13 protein-coding genes are annotated in these 20763 nt (G+C 58.9%); 5 read left to right on the top strand and 8 right to left on the bottom strand.

Features of this window, described 5'->3' with window-relative positions; genetic code table 11:
- Positions 1-203: 203 nt before the first annotated feature.
- The 3 genes from NAC44_RS04015 to NAC44_RS04005 all read left to right on the top strand — a co-directional run bounded on the left by NAC44_RS04015 (position 204) and on the right by NAC44_RS04005 (position 2728).
- Positions 204-1091: an LOG family protein gene (locus NAC44_RS04015; RefSeq protein WP_250938015.1), complete on the top strand. Its 888-nt coding sequence runs from the start codon at positions 204-206 to the stop codon at positions 1089-1091.
- 7 nt (positions 1092-1098) lie between these two features.
- Positions 1099-1347, top strand: a complete 249-nt coding sequence (locus NAC44_RS04010; protein ID WP_250938013.1) for a hypothetical protein — start codon at positions 1099-1101, stop codon at positions 1345-1347.
- Between the two features lie 166 nt (positions 1348-1513).
- On the top strand, positions 1514-2728 hold the full coding sequence (locus NAC44_RS04005) for a flagellar hook protein FlgE (RefSeq protein ID WP_250938011.1): 1215 nt from the start codon (positions 1514-1516) through the stop codon (positions 2726-2728).
- A 280-nt stretch (positions 2729-3008) separates the two neighbouring features.
- Here the strand turns inward: NAC44_RS04005 and NAC44_RS04000 are convergent, their stop codons facing one another.
- Both NAC44_RS04000 and mscL read right to left on the bottom strand, forming a co-directional pair.
- Positions 3009-4226: a flagellar hook protein FlgE gene (locus NAC44_RS04000; RefSeq protein WP_274706785.1), complete on the bottom strand. Its 1218-nt coding sequence runs from the start codon at positions 4224-4226 to the stop codon at positions 3009-3011.
- A gap of 691 nt (positions 4227-4917) precedes the next feature.
- On the bottom strand, positions 4918-5349 hold the full coding sequence (gene mscL / locus NAC44_RS03995) for a large conductance mechanosensitive channel protein MscL (RefSeq protein ID WP_250938007.1): 432 nt from the start codon (positions 5347-5349) through the stop codon (positions 4918-4920).
- Between the two features lie 212 nt (positions 5350-5561).
- Here mscL and NAC44_RS03990 point away from each other — a divergent pair, with 212 nt between their 5' ends.
- Positions 5562-9119: a hybrid sensor histidine kinase/response regulator gene (locus NAC44_RS03990; protein WP_250937997.1), complete on the top strand. Its 3558-nt coding sequence runs from the start codon at positions 5562-5564 to the stop codon at positions 9117-9119.
- 370 nt (positions 9120-9489) lie between these two features.
- Entirely contained in the window at positions 9490-9942 is a 453-nt protein-coding gene (locus NAC44_RS03985; protein WP_250937995.1) for an FKBP-type peptidyl-prolyl cis-trans isomerase, read from the top strand.
- 69 nt (positions 9943-10011) lie between these two features.
- Here the strand turns inward: NAC44_RS03985 and NAC44_RS03980 are convergent, their stop codons facing one another.
- From NAC44_RS03980 to NAC44_RS03955, 6 genes are all read right to left on the bottom strand, one after another.
- On the bottom strand, positions 10012-11490 hold the full coding sequence (locus NAC44_RS03980) for a pyruvate kinase (RefSeq protein ID WP_250937993.1): 1479 nt from the start codon (positions 11488-11490) through the stop codon (positions 10012-10014).
- 67 nt (positions 11491-11557) lie between these two features.
- Complete coding sequence (pdeM, locus tag NAC44_RS03975; protein WP_250937991.1) at positions 11558-12280, bottom strand: ligase-associated DNA damage response endonuclease PdeM; 723 nt, start codon at positions 12278-12280, stop codon at positions 11558-11560.
- A gap of 23 nt (positions 12281-12303) precedes the next feature.
- Complete coding sequence (locus tag NAC44_RS03970; protein WP_250937988.1) at positions 12304-14820, bottom strand: ligase-associated DNA damage response DEXH box helicase; 2517 nt, start codon at positions 14818-14820, stop codon at positions 12304-12306.
- Between the two features lie 341 nt (positions 14821-15161).
- The gene (locus NAC44_RS03965) at positions 15162-17375 is read right to left on the bottom strand and encodes an FAD-dependent oxidoreductase (protein WP_250937986.1); all 2214 of its coding nucleotides are present in this window, start codon (positions 17373-17375) and stop codon (positions 15162-15164) included.
- A gap of 16 nt (positions 17376-17391) precedes the next feature.
- A complete protein-coding gene (locus tag NAC44_RS03960; protein WP_250937984.1) occupies positions 17392-18600 on the bottom strand; it encodes an acetyl-CoA C-acetyltransferase in 1209 nt (402 codons plus the stop codon).
- Between the two features lie 178 nt (positions 18601-18778).
- Positions 18779-20572 carry an acyl-CoA dehydrogenase C-terminal domain-containing protein gene (locus NAC44_RS03955; protein ID WP_250937982.1) on the bottom strand — a complete coding sequence of 598 codons (1794 nt, stop codon included), beginning with the start codon at positions 20570-20572 and terminating at the stop codon, positions 18779-18781.
- Positions 20573-20763: the final 191 nt, after the last annotated feature.

The raw sequence follows: 20763 nt of genomic DNA, 5'->3' as shown, positions 1-20763 counted from the left end.
TGTCCGAAGAGGGGCAAGCTTCTTCAGGAGCGACCCTGTGAGCGCCAAGCAATCCGGACAGTGCTGGGTTGGCCGCCCAACGCCAGACTGCTTAGCGCATTGATGGGCAAATGGGAACTGTCCGGTTTCTTTGCCCGCAGTGTTTTGATGAAAACCGCTTCTGCCCGAAACCGGTGTGGAACGGCAATGGAAAAGGCAAGGACATGGCAAAAATCCGCAATGACAAGGGCCGCAGACGCGATGGGGTCTGGGACCCGCTGAAAGACAGCCACAGCGACCGGATCAAGGCATCGGGCGTACCATTGACGCCACAGACCCAATCACCCTCCTATCGCCTGGCCTATGCGGATGAGGAATTTCTGTGCCGTGAGGAGTTGCGCCCGGTCCGTTTGCAGCTTGAACTGCTGAAACCGGAAATGATGCTGGCTGAAAAAGGCATCCAGTCGACGGTGGTGATGTTTGGCGGCGCCCGCATTCCTGCCCCCGGTCAGGCGGCCTGGGCGGCACGAAACGAGGTGCAGAAACGCAATCTCGAAGCCGCATCTGTCTTTTATGATGAGGCGCGCGCCTTTGCCCGCAAATGCAGCGAATTTTCAGCGGGCTTCGATTACCGCGAATATGTGGTGGTGACCGGCGGCGGTCCGGGCGTGATGGAGGCGGGCAATCGTGGTGCCGCCGATGTCGGTGCGCCCTCCATCGGGCTCAATATTGTGCTGCCGCATGAGCAGGCACCCAATCCCTATGTGACGCCGGACCTTTCCTTCAATTTTCACTATTTCGCCATTCGCAAGATGCATTTTCTCATGCGTGCCAAGGCGATTGCCATTTTCCCCGGCGGTTTCGGCACGTTGGATGAAATGTTCGAGGCGGTCACGCTCATCCAGACCAAGCGCATGGCGCCGATCCCGCTCATCCTGTTCGGTCGGGAATTCTGGCACCGGATCATTGATTTCGACAGTCTGGCGGAGTTTGGCACGATTGCGCCCGACGACGTCAATCTCCTCAACTTCGTCGAAACGGCCGACGAAGCCTGGAGCATCATCGCGAAAGCATACGAGGAGGAACACGCGATGAAGATGGAGGGGGCTTAAGAGGCATGTGAAAAAGGCTTTGCCTCCTGATCATGATGCTCCTTATTCCGTCTGGTCGGGGGCATCTTCAGAATGTGGTGGGGCAGCAACCGATTCGGTGGTTGTCATCAATCGGCCCCATCGCGACGGCACTGATCCGTTGGTTTTTCTGGATTTTGCCGGTCAATGCCTGTCAGATTTTGTCAGTAATCTGACAGATTGCCAGCATTTCAATCAGGTGTATGACGGCGATTTATCAAGATATAACTGTCCTTAAATATTAATGCTATGTTTAATAACGATTTTTGCGAAAAGCGGAACTGACACGTTCTCACAGCAGCGTGATTGGCCGTTAAAATCTGCAAGTTTCAGTCAAGCTTCGCTTCGACATCATGGGTCTGAAGAAGCCACTGAAGGGATATTTTATGTCGCTTGCATCAGCAATGAGCTCAGCCGTTTCGGGCTTGACCGCACAAGCCACGGCTCTGACGAGCATTGGCGAAAACATCTCAAATTCGGATACGATAGGTTACAAATCCAGCACGACCTCGTTTTCGAGCCTGGTCTCGGGCGGGGTTTCCAGCTCGACCAGCACGACACAAACAGTTTCGGGAACACTGACATCGACATCCACAGAGACCAATCTGGCCATCAATGGCGATGGCTATTTCATTGTTCAGGATACGGATGGCAATATCTTTCTCACCCGTCAGGGCGATTTCTCCGTCAATAGCGACGGCTATCTGGAAAACTCCTCCGGCTATACTCTGCTCGGCTATGAGGATTCCAGCGGCGATGCTTCGGCGGTGACCAACGGATTTGAAAATCTCGTGCCGGTCAAGGTGTCGTCGAGCACATTGAGCGCTTCGGCGACGACGAAGGTCACGGCAAGCGGCAACCTCGATTCCAGCGACGACACGGTGACAGGCGACACCGCCAGCTCGAATGCTTCGGATGCGACCTATTCCTACAAGAGCTCGGTTGTCGCCTATGACAGCCTCGGCAATGCCATCACCTATGACGTTTACTACACCAAGACCGACGACAATACCTGGGATGTCGCGGTCTACAACAGTGCGGATGCCACCGACGATACGACCTTCCCCTATACCGGCGATGGTTTGATCGGTTCGACCACGCTCACGTTTGATTCGACGACGGGAGAGCTGGAAAGCGGCAGCGACAGTTCCGTTTCGGTCAGCGATTCGACGAATGGTCTTGATTTCAGCATCGACCTTTCCAGTCTGACACAGCTGTCCAGCACGTCGAGTGTCTCGAACACGGCAGACGGCAGTGCGGCCGAAACCAGCACCGACTACACTATCGGTTCGGACGGCACGATCAGCACCACCAATTCGGACGGCACATCGAACCCGCTCTACAAGATTGCACTGGCCACGGTGGCCAGTCCCGACAATCTCGAAAGCGTTGATGGCACCGCTTACAAGGTCACGGCGGACTCCGGCACGGTGGTTGTCGGTTTTGCCGGGGAGGGAAGTTTCGGCACGATCGAATCGAGCACAACGGAATCCTCCAACGTCGACCTTGCCACGGAACTGTCCAACATGATCCAGGCGCAGCGGGCCTACAGCGCCAACTCGAAAGTGTTGCAGACCGCGGCCGACATGCTGGATACCGTTATCAATATTGTTCGATAACGTCATGAAAGTCGTCGGGACCGAGCGTCTGGAATGGGATGACATGATGTCAGCTGCCGTTTTCAGAGTAAGCGGGGAAGGCCGGAAACAGTCCGGCCACCCGATGATTTGCGTCCTGATCGAGGACGGACAGTGCCGCGATGCAAAGCGGCCTGTCGGGTCCTCGTCTGTGAAATCCGGCATCATGAACAAGACAGGCGATCATGCGACCGTTATAAAGCTGTGCGGCACAGAGCTTCAGGATGCCGCAAAGCTGCGGTCCTGTGCTGTGCTGACAGAATTAGCGAACGACGTTGATCACCGTGTCGAGCATGTCGGCGGCGGTCTGAAGCACCTTGGAATTGGCGCTGTAGGTCCGCTGGGCCTGAATCATGTTGGAGAGCTGCGAGGCGAGATCGACGTTGGACGCTTCCAGCGTGCTGGACTGGATCGTGCCGAAACTGCCGGTGCCAGCAAAGCCGACAACCACCGTACCCGACTCCTGTGTGAGCTTATAGGCCGTTCCGTCGGCTTTTTCGAGGTTGTTCGGGCTGGCGACATTGGCCAGTGCAATCTTGTAGAGATTGGTGGAAGAACCGTCGGCATAGGTCTGGCTGATCGTGCCGTCCGTTCCGATCGTATAATCCGAGCTCGATTCGGCGGCACTGCCATTGGCGGTGGTCGTGACGGCAGATGTGCTGGACAACTGCGTCATCGCAGCCAGGTCGAGCTTGAAGTTCAGATTGTTGTTATTGTCGCTGACATCGAGCGAGGTGTCGCTGCTGCTGTCCAGCTTGCCTGTCGTCGAATCGAAGGTGAGGGTGGCAGACCCCAACATGCCGTCGCCACCATAGGGAAAGCTCGTCTGATCGGTGGCATCAGCCTTGTTGTAGACGGCCACTTCCCAGGTATTGGCATCGGTCTTGGTGTAGTAGACGTCATAAGTCAGGGCGTTGCCCAGACTGTCATAGGCGACGACCGAGGATTTGTAGGTATAGTTCGCATCAGCATTATTGGAGCTCGGCGTATCGCCGGTGACTGCCGTAGCGCTGGAATTGAGGTTTCCTGTGTCGACGGTGGCCGTGGTGGTCGCCGTGGCGCTCAGCGTGCTGCTGGAGACCTTGACCGGTTCCAGACCCTGAAATCCGTTGGTGACGGCTGCGGGATCGCCATTGGCATAGGAATAACCAAGCAGCAGATAGCCCGAGGCATTTTGCAGATAGCCGTCGGCGTTGGGGGAGAAGTCGCCTTCGCGTGTCAGAAACGTGTCGCCGTTGGCATTCTCGACGATGAAATAGCCGTCGCCCTTGACGGCCAGATTGGTCTTGACCGAAGACGAGGTATAGTCGCCATCGACCATCTGGGTGGTTTTCGTCGTCGTGGAAACACCGCCCGAAACCAGGCTGGAAAAGGAGGTCAGGCTGGATTTATAGCCAACCGTCGAAGAGTTAGAAATATTTTCACCAATGCTGCCCAAGGCTGTGGCCTGTGCGGTCATGCCTGAAACGGACGCGTTCATTGCTGATTGAATTGACATAGAGTGTTCCTTCGAAAAGCCCAGGGTGCCCCATTGTTGAGCAATGAGACTTGCCTGAAGCTGTCCCTGCCTGGAACGACGGCAGGTTCTGCATTCCAATATGCTGTAAATTCTTCAAAAATTCAATTTTGAGCCCTCTTGGAACAAGAGGCGCGTATCGCTGTAACACTTTAAACCTGTTGCATCAGGCCTAAAAGTGGGAACCGTTTTCCGGAAAAATCCGATTCTCTACTGCATCATTCCTGAAATCGGGTAGGATTGAAGGTGAAAATGATGCAGCAGATGAAACGTGTTACAGCGAGTTTTGTGCGCCATCTTTGGCGCACGGCGCTGTAAAATCGATTCCTGTTCAAGGAATGATGTCGTCACGTCGTGTTTTCAACAATATCATCAAAACCATGGGTTTTCAGCCTGCGGCTTTGTCGGGGAAAACCGCATGTCATTTTCCCGGATAGGCTCGATTTCATGTTTCGGTTGTTTCAGTGTGAGCTGCACGGCTCCGGTGATAAAACGCACACTCTTGCCGACAATGGGCTTTGCTCTGGCGACGTCTCGTTGCGCAGAGGCCTATGCTCAAAGCCGGCAAATGGAGCATAGGCCGTTATCGAAAACCGATGCAAATGGCCTGACGGTCATCGCTTCTCGCCGGAGCCTCATCGGGTCTGGCATTTATTTATTTTGATCCTGCCTTGAGCAGATCACGGATTTCGGTCAGCAGTTGCACATCGGCAGGCGGCGGGCTGGCCGGTTTCTGCGTCTCGTCATGCCGTTCCACTTGTTTGCGCAGCGTATTCACGCCCTTGACCAGCAGGAAAATGATGAAGGCGAGGATCACGAAATTGATGACGACGGTGATGAAATTGCCATAGGCGAAAACCGCCCCCTGCTTTCGCGCCTCCGCCAGACTCAAGGCGGTGACCTTATCGCTCAGCGGCAGGAAATAGTTGGAAAAATCGAAGCCGCCGAAAATCACGCCCACAAGCGGCATGATGATGTCGTTCACCAGCGAGGTGACGATCTGACCGAAGGCGCCGCCAATGATGACCCCCACGGCCAGATCCATCACATTGCCGCGCGCGATAAAGGATTTGAATTCGTTCAGCATGTCTTTCCCTCTCGGCCCCCTTGGTCATTCCATCTTATAATGAAGATAAGATCATTCTTTATCATAATGCGGAAAACAGAGAGAAGTTTCAACTTTTTGCCTAGAGGACGGCAATTTCAATTTCAGCAACGATCGCATACTCTTTGCCTTGCAAGAATGTCGATGATCTTAAACGCGTCTGCGGCTTGAGATCATCGAAAAGGGGGAAAGACATGCTGCCCGCATGGCTGATCATTGCATCCTCGGTGCTGTATCTGCTGCTGTTGTTCATGGTGGCAAGCTTTGGCGACCGATTGAGTCGCAGGCGGGGTGGCCCGGTGCGCGGTCGTCCGCTGGTCTATGGGTTGTCGCTGGCAGTTTATTGCACCTCCTGGACTTATTTCGGCGGTGTTGGCCTTGCCGCCGACCGCGGCATGGAGTTTTTCGGCATTTATATCGGGCCGATCCTGATGCTGACACTGGGTCTGCCGCTGATCCGCCGCATCGTCGATATCGCCAAGGCGGAAAAGCTCACCTCCGGCGCGGATTTCGTCGCCGCCCGCTATGGCAAGAACCCGGTGGTCGGCATGATGGTCACCGTGATTTCGCTGGCGGCCTCCATTCCCTATATCGCCCTGCAGCTGAAGGCGGTGTCCAGTTCGGTCGCGGTTCTGGTCGATCCCGGCGTTTATGAGCTTGGTCATCAAGGGGTTGGCATTCAAGAATTGGGCATTCACGGGCTTGGTCGGGGCAATCTCCATTTTGTCGATCTTGCGCTGCTGGTGGCGCTGTCGCTGGCCATCTTCGCCGCGATTTTCGGCACCCGCCACACCGACGCCACCGAACATCAGGACGGGTTGATTCTGGCGATCTCGATGGAATCGCTCGTCAAGCTTCTGGCGTTCTGCACGCTCGGCGTGACTGTCGTGTTCTGGCTTTTCCACGGTCCGGGCGATCTGCTGCGCGCGGCAAGCGCCAATCCGCAGGTGATGGCTGCGCTCAATCATGAAACGTCACCGGGGCGCTGGCTGCTTCTGACACTATTGTCTGGCTTTGCCATCGTCATGCTGCCCCGGCAGTTTCATGTCATGGTGGTGGAAAACCGAAGCCCGCGGGAATTGCGCATGGCGGGCCTGCTCTTTCCCGTCTATCTCGTCGCCATCAATCTTTTCGTGTTGCCGGCAGCCATCGGCGGACTCCTGACGTTTCACGGCAGCGGCAATGCCGATCTTTACGTGCTGACACTGCCGCTCACCCATGGCTGGCCGGTCGTGACGCTGATCACGTTTATCGGCGGTTTTTCCGCCGCCACCGCCATGGTCATCGTCGAGACCGTGGCGCTGGCCATCATGATTTCCAACGACATCGTGCTGCCGGTGCTGTTGCGCGGCAGTTTCAACCGCCGTTATGGTGGCGCGGAGAGCCTAGCCAGAACCGTGCTCGGCATTCGCCGATTTGCGATTTTCGCGGTTCTGATGCTGAGTTATGGCTATTATCGACTGATCGACAGCGCCAGCGCGCTTGCCTCCATCGGCCTTCTCGCCTTCGCCGCGATTGCCCAGATCGCTCCGGCCCTGATCGGTGGGCTGATCTTTCGCCGGGCCAATGCGCGTGGCGCCATTCTCGGCCTGTCGCTCGGCTTTCTCACCTGGATCTATACGCTGTTTCTGCCCAGTTTCGGCGTGGTGGCGAAGCAGGATCTGGCCGGTGCCATTCTGTCCTTCTTGTTTCCCGGTGTGGATGCCTTTATGCCCGGCAAGGCCGATCCGCTGCTGACCGGCACACTGCTCAGCCTGATGGTCAATGTCATCGCTTTTGCTCTTGGTAGTCTCAGCCGCAATCCCAAACCGGTGGAACGTATTCAGGCGGGCATTTTCGTGCGTCGGCAAAGCCGCAGCCAGTTTCTCACCCGTGGATGGAAAAGCCGGGCAACGATTGGCGAGCTGAAAGCGGTGCTGTCGCGCTATCTCGGTCAGGAGCGGATGGAGCGCTCGCTGAAAAGCTATGAGCGCACAGCCGGAAGGCTTCTTCATGATGACAGCCCCGCCGATATGGCCTTCATCCATCATACCGAGCAATTGCTGGGCTCGGTCATCGGCTCGGCCTCGGCACGGCTGGTGCTGTCGCTGATCCTGCAACGGGCGGAAGATGCCTCCGCCGATACCGCCTGGCTGCTCGATCAGGCCAGCGAAGCCCTGCAATATAATCAGGATATGCTGCAAACCGCGCTTTCGCAGATGGATCAGGGCATCGCCGTCTTCGACAGTTCCGAAGCGCTCAGCATCTGGAACCGACGCTTCCGCACCCTGCTCGACCTGCCCGACGAGATGGGGCAGGTGGGTGTGCCGCTAGCCGCCATCGTCCATCATCTGGTGGAGCGCGGCGACATTGCCGCTGCGGATGAAACGCAAATTCTGGCCCATTTCCACCATCTCGACGAGCCGTTCCAGCTGGTGCTTGCCCAAGGCCAGCGCATTGTCGAGGTGCGCAGCAATGCCATGCCGGACAAGGGGCTGGTTGCCACCTTCACCGACATCACCAGACAGGTCGCCGCCGACCGGGCGCTGAAACAGGCTTACGAAACGCTGGAGCAGCGGGTCGATGCACGCACCGCCGAACTGATGCGGGTCAATGCTGAACTGAAGGAGGCCCGCGCCAGCGCCGACGAAGCCAATATCGGCAAGACGAAATTCTTCGCCGCCGCCGGTCACGACATCCTGCAGCCGCTCAATGCCGCAAGGCTCTATTCCTCTGTGCTGGTGGAGCGGCTGGGCGAGAGCGAGGATGCCTTGCTGGTGCGCAATATCGATTCGGCGCTGGAATCGGTCGAGCTGATCCTCGGAGCGGTTCTTGATCTTTCCCGCCTCGATACGGGCGCAATGAAGCCCAGGCTGGAAACCGTGCGCCTGCAAGAGCTGCTGGAGCGTATCCGTACCGATTTTGAGCCGATGGCGCGGGAAAAGGGGTTGACGCTCACCATTTTGCCCACCGGGCTTTCCGTGCGCTCCGATGCCAGTCTTCTCAGGCGACTGGTGCAGAATCTGGTGTCGAATGCCATCAAATATACACCGCGCGGCAAGGTTCTGGTCGGCGTGCGCCGCATGGGCGACAAGGTGGCCATTCAGGTGACGGATTCGGGCATCGGTATTCCGCAATCGAAATTCCGCACGATTTTCAAGGAATTCGCCCGGCTGGAAGAGGGGATGAAAACCGCCTCCGGCCTGGGTCTTGGCCTGTCCATCGTCGACCGTATCGCAAGGGTGCTGAACCACCCCGTCGAGCTGAAGTCGCGCCCGCAAAGCGGCACCAGCTTCAAGGTAACCATGCCGCTTGCCAGGGAAAACACGCTTGACCGGCCAAAGGCCGGTGAAAAAGCCGCACCATCCCGCCCGATCCAGCCGCTGGCAGGGACAAGGCTGATCTGCATCGACAATGAGCCCGATATTACCGGCGGCATGCAACTGCTGCTGACCGGCTGGGGCTGCGACGTGCTGACGGCGGCGGCACTTGGCGAGCTGGAGGTGCTCGTGGCTGAAAACCCAACAGCGCCCGATCTGGTCATTGCCGATTATCATCTGGGCGAGGGAACTGGCATCGAGGCCATCGAACGTCTGCGGCAGCTCTATGGTCGCCCACTGCCGGCCTTGCTGATCACCGCCGACCGCACGTCCGATGTGCGCATGCTGGCTGAAGAGCGCGATATTGCGCTGCATCACAAGCCGCTGAAGCCGGCAGCCTTGCGCGCCCATATCACACAGATCGTCACTCCTGGTCGCAATGCGGCGGAATAAACCATCTTTTTCCGCTTTTATTGGCCTTTGCCGTTGATCTGCCGCCTTTCGCTCCTAAATGGTGAGTGTTGGCGTTTGGCGTTTCGATATCGATCCGCCGATCATCCGTGACATGTCACGGTATTCCGTTTTCTGGAGAACGACCAACATTCGCTGGCCGGGATGGCATCAGGCTCCCCCCCGGCTGAATGGTTCGCCAGCAAAGAGGCGGACCGGAGAGGGATCAATTTCGTCGCATACTTTTCCGGCGCGATCCCAGAGCATGTTCCGTTTCCTCGATGATGAGAAAACAGAGGGATCATGCTGTCACACAGGCCGAGGGTCTTTCGTTTTGACGATGCCACGGCTCTCGACAGGAAAGGAGACTTCCATGGCGAATATCGAGGCACATCCGGCCAAGGCCGGTGACACCGTTCTCATTCATTATGTCGGCCTTCTGCCGGATGGTACGCCGTTCGACAGTTCGCGCGGACGCGAACCGCTGAAGTTTCAGCTTGGATCGGGCCGGATCATTCCCGGCCTCGATCGTCAGGTCAGTGGCATGGCGGTGGGTGACAGCCAGCGGATCACCGTTCCGGCGCACGAAGCCTATGGCCCGCACGATCCGCAAAAGGTTCAGCGTGTGGCGCGTGACGTCATTCCGGCCAATATCAATCTTGCACCCGGCACCCAGCTTCAGGCCCAGAGCGGCAATGGCGCGCCGATGGTGGTCACCGTCACCGAAGTGAAGGATGACAGTGTGACCATCGACGCCAACCATCCTTTGGCCGGTCAGGATCTGATTTTCGAGGTCGAACTGGTCGAGATCGTTCAGGCCGCCTGATGCCATCCTGTCATCCCGGGGTTTTGTCTGGCCGGTGCCTTGTCCGGCCAGTGTCTTCTCCGGGATGGCTTACCAGGATTTCAGCGCCCGCAATGTGGGTGTTTTCTTGAACACATGCTGGTCCATGCGGTTGAGCAGGCTGGCCAGCATGGTGACAGCCTCGACAATGGCTGGCCCCTTGTTGAGCATGACGCATTCGGCCCTTGCCGCCATGGCGGCATCGGTCATCTCGCCACGGCTGGGAATGCCGTCCTTGACCATGTCCTCCAGAACCTGAGTGGCCCAGATGGAGGGAATGCCTGCGGCTTCGCAGATCCAGAGAATTTCCTCCTGCATTTCCGCCAGCCGCTCAAAACCGATTTCGGCGGCCAGATCGCCGCGGGCGATCATCACGCCAAAAGACCCGCGCCGCTTGGCCCGGGCGATAAGGGCGGGAAGATTGTCGAGGGCTTCCGGCTGTTCCACCTTGGCAATCAGGCCGAGTGTTTTGTCGCCGCGGCCAAGCCGTGCCAGCGCCGCATCGAGCAGATCGATATCCTCCGGGCGGCTGACGAAAGAATAACCGATCATGTCGGCGCAATCGACAACCGTGGCCAGATCCTCTTCATCCTTCACCGTCAGCGGCGACAGACCAAGCCCGGTATCAGGAAGATTGATGCCTTTTTCCGGCTTGAGCTTGACGCCACCCTGTCGCACCCGCACAACACGCAGCAGCGCTTCGCCGCCGCCAGCCGTCTCGACCACCGCTTCCAGCTTGCCATCGTCATAGCGCAACCGGTCACCGGCTTTCAGCCGGGTGACGATGTCCGGCAGCGAAACGGCAGCGGAAAAACAGGCATCGGCGTCGATGCGCGGCGCACCTGTGGCCACCAGTCTGATCCGGTCGCCGCAATGCAAAACCGCCTTCTTTTCCGGCAGCACGGCTTCCGTGCGGATTTTCGGACCGGCAATATCCATCAGCACCTTGAGATCGCGCCCGACACTGTGCCCGGCAGAGCGAACCTCCGCAGCCAGCGCCCGCCATACCTCAGGCCGGTCATGGGCGCAATTGATCCGCGCGATATCCATGCCCTGACGGGCAAGATCGAGGATCAGACCGGAGCCGATGGCCGCCTCTCCCGGCAGCGTTACCATGATGCGGGTATGGCGCGTCAGTGTTGCCGGTCCAAAAAGTGCAAGGGCGGCGTCCGCCAGCCGCTCCTCCCCGGCAAAGAAACGCGCAGACGATGGCGTCGGCACCGGCGAGACCTCACCTGACATCGCAGCAAGCGCGGCAATCACCGCATCCAGCGTCGGCAGCACCCGGCTTTCCGCCCGCCCGAGCGAGGAGAGGCCAAGCGCCATCAGCCGCCGTTGCAACAGGCGGAGATCGCGACGGCGCAGCGCCAGATAACAGGCGAGATTGGCAAGACCGGGATCGTCCTGTGGCCCGTTGGCCAGAAAGGCGGTCTCCGAAGCATCGGCAACCACCGCCGCCTTCAGGGCGAGAAGCTCTTCGAGCAGTTGCGCTGCCCGGTCATGATCGTATGCAAGGCTCAGCGTGTCCATCTCGGCCTCCAGAACTGTCTCATGAGGCCATTTAGCAGCTATCCGGCGCGGTTGCCGATGACCTGGATCAAGCCTTCAAGCGATCATAGGCAATGCTGTAGAGCCGGTCTTTTCCCAGAAGATGCGCCGTCAGGCTCTTTCGCTGAAACAGGCCGGAAAAGGCGCGATGCGCAAGATCGAGCCCGCCGGTCAGAGCGCCGAAAGCGGGCATGATCAGCCTTGTCCCATCACAGGCAAAACAGGGGCGACGCACCGCCTTGTCACGTCTTCGCACGGTTGCAGCCGGATGGAGATGGCCGGCAATCTCACCTTCGCCCGCGCCCTGTTCAGGCTCATGGCGAAAGGTCAGCCCGGCAAAGCACACAGCATCGGCGCTCATTCCCGGCAGGCCCACCACCCCATCGGGATCGTGATTGCCATTGACCCAGATCACCTCGCGGCCCCGCATCATCTGCACAAGACGGCTGCGAAATACCTCCGGCAGATGATCGGAGCCGATCCGGTCATGAAAATTGTCGCCAAGGCTGACGACAATCTTTGGATCATAGTGCTGGAGCGCTCCCTCCAGTTTGTCGAGCGTCGATAGCGTATCGTAAGGTGGCAGCATCATGCCGCGCCGGGCAAAGGCAGCCCCTTTTTCCAGATGCATGTCGGAAACCGCCATCACGTCCAGATCGGGCAGATAAAGTACGCCGCTCAGATCGAAGATCGCGACATGGCCACAAAACACAGTTTCGCATTGGCTGTCCAAAACCGTCTTCCATTCGTCACGGTTCAACCGCAAAGACATGAAGCCATCCGTTCATTCTTCATTCAAACCAAAGCCTCCGCCAGCAGAGCATCTGCCGCCTCGGCCAGAACCGTGTCCTCGGCTTCGCCATAAACCGGCTCACGACCGATTTCCAGCATGACCGGAACAGCCAGCGGCGAAACCTGGTCAAGGCGCTGAAAGCGGATATGACCGTTGATACGTCTCAGCATAGCGCCAAGCCGGGCAATGTCCAAAAGGCCGTTTGCCGCATCGGCGCGGGTGGCCTGAAGCAGGATGTGATCGGGCTCATGGCTTCGCAACACGTCATAGATCAGGTCGGTGGAGACAGTCACTTGCCGCCCGGTTTTTTCTTTGCCCGGATGGCGCTTTTCGATCAGGCCTGCAATGATCGCCACGGCGCGGAAGGTGCGTTTCAGCATGAAGGACTCGTCAAGCCAGGCTTCGAGATCGTCGCCCAGCATGTCCTCCTCGAACAGAGAGGCAAGCGACAACCGCCCATCTGCAATCATCGCGCCCATATCCTCCAGCCCCCAGATGGCCAACGCATAATCGGTGGCGACGAAGCCGAGGGGCCTGGCTTTCAGCCGCTCCAGCCGCCGCGTCAGCAACATGCCGAGCGTCTGATGCGCCAGCCGCCCCTCAAAGGGATAGGCGATCAGGTAAAAACGTTTGCCCCGGGGAAAGCATTCGACCAGCAATTCGCCCCGTCTGGGCAGCACGGATTTCTGCTGCTGGATGTCCAGCCAGTCGCGCACCTGTTCCGGCAGCGCCTGCCGGCGGGCGGGATCGTCCAGCATGGCGCGCACCTGATCGGCAAGAAAGGTGGAGAGCGGAAACTTGCCGCCAGCATAGGCCGGAATTTTCGGGTCCTGGGAAAAGGCATTGGAGGTGAGGCATTCGCTTTCGCGCAGGCCCTCGAAGCGCAGCACCTTGCCGGAAAACAGAAAGGTGTCGCCCGGGGAGAGCTGTTCGACGAAATACTCCTCCACCTGACCGAGCGCCATGCCGCCGCGCCCGAGAGAGCCCAAATGATTGCGTTTGGCAAGCCGCACCGTCAGCATCGGCTCTTCGATGATCGTGCCGAGATTGAGCCGGTATTGCTGCGCCACCTGCGGATTGGAGACCCGCCACAGACCGTCTTTTCGCTGCCTGATCCGGGCATAGCGCTCATAGCTTTTCAGTGCATAGCCGCCGGTGGCAACGAAATCGATGACGCGGGAAAAATCGTCCCGACTGAGGCTTTGGTAAGCCGTGACCGACGTGACTTCGTCATAAAGGTCGTTCTCGTCAAAGGCCCCGGCACAGGCCATGCCGAGAATATGCTGGGCCAGCACATCGATCGGCCCTTCGCCCACCGGGCTTGTGTCCTGTGCGCCGAGATAATTGGCGTCGAGCGCTGCCTGACATTCCATCACCTCAAACCGGTTGGCGGGGATGAGAATGGCGCGGCTTGGCTCATCCATGCGGTGATTGGCGCGGCCAATGCGCTGGGCCAGACGGCTTGCCCCTTTTGGCGCGCCGACATGAACGACGAGATCGACCTCGCCCCAGTCGATGCCGAGATCGAGTGTCGAGGTGGCAACCACGGCACGCAAGCGGCTTTCCGCCATGGCCTGTTCGACCTTGCGGCGCTGGGCGACATCGAGCGAGCCGTGATGCAGCGCAATCGGCAGATTGTCGTCATTGATCGTCCACAATTCCTGAAACAGCATTTCCGCCTGCGAACGGGTGTTGACGAAAATGATCGTCATGCGAAACCGCTTCAGCGTGTCGTAAAGCTCGGGCATGGCATAGCGGGCGGAATGGCCGGACCAGGGAATGCGCTCCTGGGTTTTCAAAATGGTGATGTCGGGCCGCGCACCACCTGACACGGTGACGAGACCGGCCAGACGCTCCTCTTGCGGTGTCTGCGCCACCAGCCAGCGCTGCAATTGCGGTGGATCGGCCACGGTGGCCGAGAGGCCGATGGTTTGCAGGGCGGGTGCCAGGCGGCGAAGCCGCGCAAGCCCCAGCGACAGAAGATGACCGCGCTTCGAGGTGACCAGCGAATGCAGCTCATCAAAGACGACAAAGCGCAAGCCCTTGAAAAACACCCCGGCATCGGGACTGGCGATCAAAAGCGCCAGCTGTTCCGGCGTGGTCAGAAGAATATCGGGCGGATTACGCTTTTGCCGCTGGCGCTTGGCCTGCGGCGTATCGCCGGTGCGGGTCTCGACCGTCACCGAAAGCCCCATCTCCACAACCGGCGCCATCAGATTACGCTCGATATCGACCGCCAGCGCCTTGAGCGGCGAGATGTAAAGCGTGTGGGGACCGCTTCTCCCGGCTCCCTCTTTGCGCAGGACAAGATCGACCAGAGCCGGCAGAAATCCGGCCAGCGTCTTGCCTGCCCCGGTCGGTGCGATCAGCAGCGTGCTGTCACCACGGATGGCACGCTCGAGCAGCTCGATCTGATGGGCACGCGGTGTCCAGCCTTTCTCGGCAAACCAGCGGAGAAAGACAGGCGGCAATAGCGACAGGGCGGCGTTTTCTTTAGACACGCTGCAAGAGATAGGCATGATTGTTCTGTTGCGCCAGTCTCTTGTGTGCTCAAGCGGATCAGGCCCTACAAGATGGCCCGGATGGTGGCCATTACGTTTCCTCACCCGCCCGTCATCCTCGGGCTTGACCCGAGGAGCCGCCAAGGCTTTCGGCAGCATGTGTTTTATAGAGCATTGTCCCGCGAAAAGTGCTTAGCGGTCTTTCGTCCGGAAATGCGTCAGAACAAAGAGCCAGATCAGTTCACGACATCATGCGGCTCATCATTCCCTCAAAGCCATGACAGGCTCTCCACCCAAGGCAGATCCTCGGGTCGAGCCCGAGGATGACGTGCGTTTTTGGGGCAAGCGGTTGTTTCCCCTTACGCCGCCTTCTGGGCTGCCCCATACGGATCGAACCGGCCATAGAAGGTTTCACCCTTTTCCGCCATCTCCTTGAGCAAGGATGTGGGGGCAAAATGCGGGCCGTAATCCTTGGCCAGCTTTTCGCACAGTTCCACAAAGGTCTTCACGCCCATGCCGTCGATATAGGAGAGAGCCCCGCCGGTATAAGGCGCAAAGCCGAAGCCGAGGATGGAGCCGACATCGGCTTCCCGCGGATCGGTGACGATGCCTTCTTCCACGGTGCGGGCCGCTTCCAGTGCGATGGTGGCCAGGAAGCGTTGCTGCAACACCGTCACATCGACCTCTTCCGCCTTCTTCTGCGGATAGAAATCCTTCAGACCCGGCCAGAGCGACTTCTTGGCGGGCTTGGCCGGATAATCGTAGAAGCCCTTGCCGTTCTTGCGGCCAAAGCGCTCTTCCGTCTCGACCATGCGGGCGACCAGCTCCATATGGCGCGGATCGACCGCCTTTTCGCCGAGATCGGCGATCGCGGCTTTGAGAATTTTGTAGGAGAGATCAATCGCCACTTCATCGTTGAGCGACAGCGGGCCGACCGGCATGCCGGCAAATTTCGCCGCATTTTCGATCATCACCGGCGGCACGCCTTCAATCAGCATATCGTAGCTTTCGGCCATATAGCGCAGCACACAGCGATTGACGAAGAAGCCGCGGGTGTCGTTGACGACGATCGGCGTCTTCTTGATCGCAGCGACATAATCCAGCGCCACGGCCAGCGCCTTGTCGCCGGTCTCCTTGCCGAGGATCACTTCCGTCAGCATCATCTTTTCGACCGGCGAGAAGAAGTGGATGCCGATGAAATCAGCAGGGCGTTTCGACGTCTTGGCAAGACCTGTGATCGGCAGCGTCGAAGTGTTGGAGGCGAAAATCGCCCCTTCCGGCAGCACGGCCTCGACCTTTTCAATCACGGCCTTCTTCACGTCGCGGTCTTCGAACACGGCTTCGATGACCAGATCGGCATCGGCAAGGGCGGCATAATCCGGCGTCGGCGTGATCAGGCTTACCAGCTTTTCGCCCTCTTCCTTGGTCATCCTGCCCTTACCGACCGCATCCGCGATCAGCTTCTGCGAGACGCCAAGTCCCTTCTCGGCGGCTTCCTGATCGCGGTCGATCAGCACCACCGGAATGCCAGCGGCTGCGGTGACATAGGCAATGGAGGCACCCATGAAGCCTGCGCCGACGACGCCGACCTTTTTGATCTGGCTTTTCGGCTGGCCTGCCGGGCGACGTGCGCCCTTGCCCAGTTCCTGCATGGAAATGAACAGCGAGCGGATCATCGAGAAGGCTTCGCGCGTCTGGACGATCTCGGTGAAATAGCGCTGCTCGATGCGCAGCGCCGTGTCGAAGGGCACTTGCAGCCCTTCATAGACGCATTTCAAAATGGCAAGCGCACCCGGATAGTTTCCAGCCGTTTCGCGGCGCAGGATTGCCGATGCAGCCGGCCAGAGCTGGGCGGACGCAGGCGTCCAGATGCCGCCGCCGGGGGCTTTGAAGCCCTTTTCGTCCCAGGGAGCAACCGGCTTCAACCCGTCCTTGATCATCTGTTTTGCGGCGGGGATCAGCTGATCCGGCTCAACCACCTGATGCACGAGGTTCATCGCCTTGGCGCGTTGCGGGGTCAGCGTCTGGCCGGTGGTCATCATCTGCAGCGCGTCCTGCGCATTGGCAAGACGCGGCACGCGCTGGGTGCCGCCAGCGCCCGGAAAAATCCCGACCTTGACTTCCGGCAGCGCCAGCTTCACCGATTTCGCATTGGAGGCCACACGGCCATGGCAGGCAAGCGACAGCTCGAATGCGCCGCCCATGCAGGTGCCGTTGATGGCAGAAACCCAGGGCTTGCCGCAGGTTTCGATCTTGCGCCACAGCCAGCTCATGCGGCCGGCGGCATCGAAGAGTTTCTTCACGGCATTGGCCGGGTCTTTCACCCGCTCGTCCTCGACCAGCGAAAACATGCCGCGGATCATGGTCAGGTCCGCGCCGCCGGAGAAGGAGGATTTGCCCGAGGTGAAAACGACGCCCTTGACGGCAGCATCCGCCACGACGGCATCGACGATCTTTTCAATCTCGTCCATCACCTCGACGGTGAAGACATTCATGCTTTTGTCCGGCATGTTCCAGGTGACGAGCGCAATGCCGTCTGCGTCGGTCTCGACGGTGAAATTCTTGTAGGTCATTGGTTTTCCTCCCCGATCAGACGCGTTCAATCACGGTTGCCGTGCCCATGCCAGCCCCGATGCAGAGCGTGACGAGCGCGGTGTTCAGGTCACGCCGCTCCAGCTCGTCGAGCACCGTGCCGAGGATCATCGCCCCGGTCGCACCCAGCGGATGGCCCATGGCAATCGCGCCGCCATTGACATTCATCACATCGTGGGACACCTCAAAATGCTGCATGAATCGCAGCACCACGGCGGCAAAGGCCTCGTTCAGCTCAAAGAGGTCGATGTCGGCAAGCGTCATACCGGTTTTTTTCAGAAGCTTTTCCGTCACATCAACCGGGCCGGTCAGCATGAGCGCCGGATCAGAACCGATATTGGCAAAGGCGCGAATGCGGGCGCGGGGTTTCAGCCCCATGCTCTCGCCACCGGATTTGGAGCCGAGCAGAACCACGCCGGAACCATCGACGATGCCGGAGGAATTGCCGGCATGATGGACGTAATTGATCTTTTCGATTTCCGGATGCGCCTGGATGCCGACGGCTTCGAAGCCACCCATTTCGCCCGGCATCTGGAAGGAAGGCTGCAACTGCGCCAGCGCCTGCATGTCGGTGCCGGGACGCATATGCTCGTCGCGGTCGAGAATGGTCAGCCCGTTCTGGTCCTTCACCGGCACGACGGATTTGTCGAAATAACCGTTCTGCCAGGCATGCGCCGCGCGCTTCTGGCTTTCCACCGCATAGGCATCGACGTCGTCACGGGAGAAGCCGTATTTCGTGGCGATGAGATCGGCAGACACGCCCTGCGGCATGAAATAGGCCGGGAAGTTGACGGAAGGGTCCATGAACCACGCGCCACCCGACATGCCGAGCCCGACGCGCGACATGCTTTCCACGCCACCGGCAATGACGATGTCGTCAGCGCCTTGGGCGATCTTGCCCGCCGCGAAATTGACGGCATCGAGACCGGAGGCGCAGAAGCGTGAAATCTGCATGCCCGGCGCTTTGGTGGAGTAACCGGCCTCGAAGGCGGCCCCCTTGGCAATCACCGCACCGGCATCCATCACCGGATCGACGCAGCCCATGATGATGTCATCGACGGTTGCCGTGTCCAGCCCGTTGCGGTCGCGGATCGCTTCCAGCGCCTTGGCGGCGAGGCGAACGGAGGGCACCTCATGCAGGGAACCGTCCTTCTTGCCACGCCCGCGCGGCGTGCGCACGTGATCGTAAATATAGACGTCACTCATATCTCTCTCCCTTGGCGAGCCTCGCGGTTATGAACGGTAAGCCGCTGGTGACACGCTCCAACTATAATTCCAGTTCCGCAACCCAACAGAGTTTCCGAGAGCTTACGGCATATCGCTTCTCCCGGTCAGGGAGACGGTGATGGCAGCCGGATAACGGGGCTGCCACCGAAACAAGGCCTCAAAATGCCTCCGCCGCCAGCTCCATCAGGCTGTCGGCACCCGCCTCGATGCGGGTCTTGCGCAGTGCCGTCTCCGGCATGACCTTTTCCATGTAGAACCGGCCGGTAATCAGCTTGTTCTTGTAGAAATCCGTATCGCCTGTGCCGCTCTCCAGCGCTGCTTCTGCTGCCTTGGCCATCTTCGCCCACATGTAACCCAGAACGACGATGCCGAAGAGATGCATGTAGTCGGTGGAACCGGCACCGGCATTGTCAGGCTTGGCCATGGCGTTCTGCATGAACCACATGGTTGCGGCCTGAAGATCGTTCAAGCCCTTCTTCAGATGCTTGGTAAAGAAGGAGAGTTTTTCATCGCCGCGATTTTCTTCGCAGAACGTGCCGATCTCGTTGAACAGCGCCATCACGGCACGCCCGCCATTCATGCCGAGCTTGCGGCCGACGAGGTCGAGCGCCTGAATACCATTGGCACCCTCATAGATCATGGCAATGCGGGCATCGCGCACATACTGGCTCATGCCCCATTCCTCGATATAGCCATGGCCGCCATAGACCTGCTGGGCCATCACTGCATGATCGAAGCCCTTGTCGGTCAACACACCCTTGAGGATCGGCGTCATCAGGCCGAGAAGATCATCCGCTGCCTGTTTTTCGGCTGCGTCGCCAGAACGATGGGCGATATCGGATTTCAGCGCCGTCCACAGCGTGAAGGCACGGCCCGCCTCGTTGAAGGCGCGGATGGTCATCAGATTGCGACGGATATCCGGGTGCACAATAATCGGGTCGGCCTTCTTCTCTGGCGCCTTGACCCCGGAGATCGAGCGGCCCTGAATGCGTTCGCGGGCATAATTGGCGGCGTTCTGATAGGCGATTTCAGCAATCGACAGGCCCTGAAGACCAACGCCGAGACGGGCCTCATTCATCATGACGAACATGGCCGACAGGCCCTTGTTTTCCGCGCCGATCAGATAGCCGGTGGCCTCGTCGTAATTCATCACGCAGGTGGCATTGCCGTGAATGCCCATCTTGTGCTCGATGGCGCCGCAGGAAACGCCATTGCGTTGACCGACGGAGCCGTCCTCGTTGACGAGGAATTTCGGCACGATGAACAGAGAAATGCCCTTGGTGCCTTCCGGCGCGCCTTCAATGCGGGCGAGCACCAGATGGATGATATTGTCCGACATGGTGTGTTCACCGGCGGAGATGAAGATCTTCTGACCGGAGATTTTATAGGTGCCATCGCCATTCGGCACGGCCTTGGTGCGCAAGAGGCCGAGATCGGTGCCGCAATGCGGTTCCGTCAGGTTCATCGTGCCGGTCCACACACCTTCCACCATTTTCGGCAGATAGGTCTGCTTCTGTTCGTCCGATCCATGCACCAGAATGGCGGCAATGGCGCCTTGCGTGAGCCCCGGATACATCATCAGCGCCATATTGGCCGATGACATATATTCACCGACAGCGCTATGCAGCACATAAGGAAGGCCCTGACCGCCAAACTCGGCGGGAATGGAAAGCCCAAGCCAGCCACCCTGACAATAAGCGTCATAGGCTTGCTTGAACCCTTTCGGAACGGTGACAGTTGCGTCATCGTGACGGGTGCAGCCTTCCTGGTCGCCGGACAGATTGAGCGGGAAAAGCTCTTCTTCCGCAAGCTTTGCCGCCTCGGTGACGATGGCCTCGACCATGTCGGGCGTGGCTTCCTCAAAGCCGGGCAGATTGTTATAACGGTCAATGGCGAGCACATCGTTCAGCACGAACAGCGTATCTGCAACCGGTGCCTTGTAAACGGGCATGGCGTCTTCCTCCAAGCTTCAGGCCGTGAGCCTCCCCGGCCAGTTTCACGCTATAAAATATTGACGTGCGCGTAAACGTCAATATGCAAAAATGTGAACGCACCGGCTGTTTCGCTCATCAGGCCAGACTGAACCACCCTTTGCGGTTGCATAAGTTGGCGCCACTGCGCCATTTCCCCGAAAAGGTTAAA

Origin of the sequence: Allorhizobium sonneratiae, from assembly GCF_023700755.1 — a bacterium.
Lineage (GTDB): Bacteria > Pseudomonadota > Alphaproteobacteria > Rhizobiales > Rhizobiaceae > Allorhizobium > Allorhizobium sonneratiae.
The sequence above is the reverse complement of the archived record's forward strand: the minus strand, read 5'-3'. Positions and strand labels throughout refer to the sequence as shown.

Excerpts from the sequence above, each read along its gene's own strand:
- NAC44_RS04015 (WP_250938015.1), top strand. The coding sequence starts at position 204 with ATGGCAAAAATCCGCAATGACAAGGGCCGCAGACGCGATGGGGTCTGG.
- NAC44_RS04005 (WP_250938011.1), top strand. The coding sequence starts at position 1,514 with ATGAGCTCAGCCGTTTCGGGCTTGACCGCACAAGCCACGGCTCTGACG.
- NAC44_RS04000 (WP_274706785.1), bottom strand. The coding sequence starts at position 4,226 with ATGAACGCGTCCGTTTCAGGCATGACCGCACAGGCCACAGCCTTGGGC.
- mscL (WP_250938007.1), bottom strand. The coding sequence starts at position 5,349 with ATGCTGAACGAATTCAAATCCTTTATCGCGCGCGGCAATGTGATGGAT.
- NAC44_RS03990 (WP_250937997.1), top strand. The coding sequence starts at position 5,562 with ATGCTGCCCGCATGGCTGATCATTGCATCCTCGGTGCTGTATCTGCTG.
- NAC44_RS03985 (WP_250937995.1), top strand. The coding sequence starts at position 9,490 with ATGGCGAATATCGAGGCACATCCGGCCAAGGCCGGTGACACCGTTCTC.
- NAC44_RS03980 (WP_250937993.1), bottom strand. The coding sequence starts at position 11,490 with ATGGACACGCTGAGCCTTGCATACGATCATGACCGGGCAGCGCAACTG.
- pdeM (WP_250937991.1), bottom strand. The coding sequence starts at position 12,280 with ATGTCTTTGCGGTTGAACCGTGACGAATGGAAGACGGTTTTGGACAGC.
- NAC44_RS03970 (WP_250937988.1), bottom strand. The coding sequence starts at position 14,820 with ATGCCTATCTCTTGCAGCGTGTCTAAAGAAAACGCCGCCCTGTCGCTA.
- NAC44_RS03965 (WP_250937986.1), bottom strand. The coding sequence starts at position 17,375 with ATGACCTACAAGAATTTCACCGTCGAGACCGACGCAGACGGCATTGCG.
- NAC44_RS03960 (WP_250937984.1), bottom strand. The coding sequence starts at position 18,600 with ATGAGTGACGTCTATATTTACGATCACGTGCGCACGCCGCGCGGGCGT.
- NAC44_RS03955 (WP_250937982.1), bottom strand. The coding sequence starts at position 20,572 with ATGCCCGTTTACAAGGCACCGGTTGCAGATACGCTGTTCGTGCTGAAC.